At 71.9% G+C, this 2,197-nt stretch carries 2 protein-coding genes; both read right to left on the bottom strand.

Features of this window, described 5'->3' with window-relative positions; genetic code table 11:
* Positions 1-20 precede the first annotated feature (20 nt).
* The gene (locus tag AB0J52_RS37280; protein WP_500187654.1) at positions 21-1,265 is read right to left on the bottom strand and encodes a cytochrome P450; all 1,245 of its coding nucleotides are present in this window, start codon (positions 1,263-1,265) and stop codon (positions 21-23) included.
* A gap of 384 nt (positions 1,266-1,649) precedes the next feature.
* The coding region (locus tag AB0J52_RS37285) for an MBL fold metallo-hydrolase (protein WP_500187656.1) at positions 1,650-2,197 on the bottom strand (548 nt) is incomplete at its 5' end.

Consider the following 2,197-nt stretch of genomic DNA (forward strand, 5'->3'; position numbering starts at 1 on the left):
GGCCGGTCAGGTGGGGCCGGTCAGGTGGGCGACGGGGTGAAGCGGACGGGCATCTCCTTGATGCCGTTGATGAAGTTCGACCGCAGCCGGCGCGCCGGTCCGGCGGGGCGGATGTCCGGCATGCGGGACGCGATGGTCTCGAACACCATCCGCAGGTTCATCCGCGCCAGGTGGGTGCCGAGGCAGAAGTGCGGCCCGCCGCCGCCGAACCCGAGCTGCGGGTTCGGGTCGCGGGCGATGTCGAACCGGTTCGGGTCCTCGAAGACCCGCTCGTCCCGGTTCGCCGAGCCGTAGAACAGGACCACCTTGTCCCCGGCCCGGATGTGCTTGCCGCCGAGCTCGGTGTCCTGCCGGGCCGTCCGGCGGAACTGGTTGATCGGGCTCACCCACCGGACGATCTCCTCGGCGGCCGTGGGCAGCAGCGCCGGGTTCGCCTTCAGCAGGTCCCACTGGTCCGGGTGCTCGAACAGGGCCTGCATGCCTCCCGCCGTGGCCGTCCGGGTGGTCTCGTTGCCCGCGATCGACAGCATGAGGACGAAGAGCTGGAACTCCTCGACCGTGAGCGTGCCGCCGTCCGCGTCCGCCTGGACGAGCCTGGTCGCGATGTCGTCGCCGGGCTCGCGGATCCGGCGTTCCCGCAGCTGCGCGGCCCAGTCCATGAACTCGGCCGCGCACGCGATCGACTCGCTCTTGTCCCCGATGAACTCCGGGTCGTTGAAGGCGACCAGCGTGTTGGACCAGTGGAAGATCTTCTCGCGGTCCGCCAGCGGCGCGCCGAGGATCTCGCAGATCGTGTAGAGCGGCAGCGGGGCGGCGAAGTGCTCGACGAAGTCGCACTCGCCGAGCGGCGCGGCCGAGTCGATCAGCTCGTTGCAGATGTCGCGGATGTGCCCCTCGAGCCTTTTGATCATCCGGGGCGTGAAGCCCTTGTTCACCATGGCCCGCAGCCGGGTGTGGTCCGGCGGGTCCTGGAACAGCATCATCTGCCCGTACAGGGCGATCTCGTCGTCGGTGAACTCCTCGAACATCGCCGTCCGGGTGTGCGAGGAGAACAGCTCCGGGTGCCGCGACACCCACGTCACGTCCTCGTGCCGGGTGACCGCCCAGAACCCGGGCACCGCCGGGTTGGGGTCGGTGTGCCAGTGCACCGGATCGTGGTCGCGCAGCCAGCGGAACCGTTCGTGCGGGATCCCGCCCGCTTCGTACACGCCGGGGTCGATGACGTCGAGGGGAGGCGGGGCGATGGTGCCGGTCTCTGGGGGCATGGCAGGGTCCTTCGCCGGGGGAGGGCAGGGGCGTGCGACCGGTCGCGCCTTCGCGGTGGGGAGGTGTCGGGGTGCGGGGTGCTTCGGTGACGGGCGGTCTCGGGGCGGCGGGGTTGCTCGGGATGACGGGTTGCTCGGGATGGCGGGCGGGCTTCGGTGACGGGCGGGCGACGGCCTCCGGCCTGCGGAGACGCGCGTGCACACGCGTACAACCAAGCCCTTGCTTGGTGGCCGGGCCTCTGGTGATTCTCACATGAGACTGGAGTCTCATCAAGGGTCTAGCCCGCAGCCTCAATGTGCCGTGGACCACGTTTCACGTGCCGGGTTCGCGGCTCGTTCCGCTCCGCGAGACCCCCGGCACGCCCCGTGTGCGCGAGAGGCGGTTCAGGCGGCGGTGTAGCTGAGCGTCTCCCCGGGGACGCGGCGGGCCCGTCCCCGGCGTTCGAGGACGCGCAGGTGCGCGGCGGCCTCGGCCGCGGCCATCTGCCGGGACTGGAGCGACATCGCGGGCCAGGGCTCGCGCCAGGCGAGGCCGGACGTGAGCCGCCACAGCGTGCGGGGCTCGCCGGTGAGGAGCGCGGCGAGTTCGCTGAGACGGGACTCGTGGTGGGCGGCGATGGCGCGGGTGCGCCCGGCCAGGTCGTGGAAGCGGAACTGGTGGGCGGGCAGCACCTCGTCCACCGCGAGGCCGCCGACGCGGTCGAGCGAGGCGAGGAAGTCGCCGAGCGGGTCGGTGTCGGGCCGGTCGTAGGGGTAGAGGCCGATGTGCGGGGTGATGCGGGGCAGGACGTGGTCGCCGGTGAAGATCCGCCCGGCGTCCTCCAGGTGCAGGCAGAGGTGGCCGGGGGAGTGGCCGGGCGTCCAGATCGCGCGCAGCCGGCGGCCGGGCAGGTCGACGAGGTCGCCGTCCTCCAGTTCGCGGTCGGGCTGGG

Source organism: Spirillospora sp. NPDC049652 (assembly GCF_040675125.1).
In the GTDB taxonomy this organism is placed as follows: Bacteria; Actinomycetota; Actinomycetes; order Streptosporangiales; family Streptosporangiaceae; genus Spirillospora.

Excerpts from the sequence above, each read along its gene's own strand:
- AB0J52_RS37280 (WP_500187654.1), bottom strand. The coding sequence starts at position 1,265 with ATGCCCCCAGAGACCGGCACCATCGCCCCGCCTCCCCTCGACGTCATC.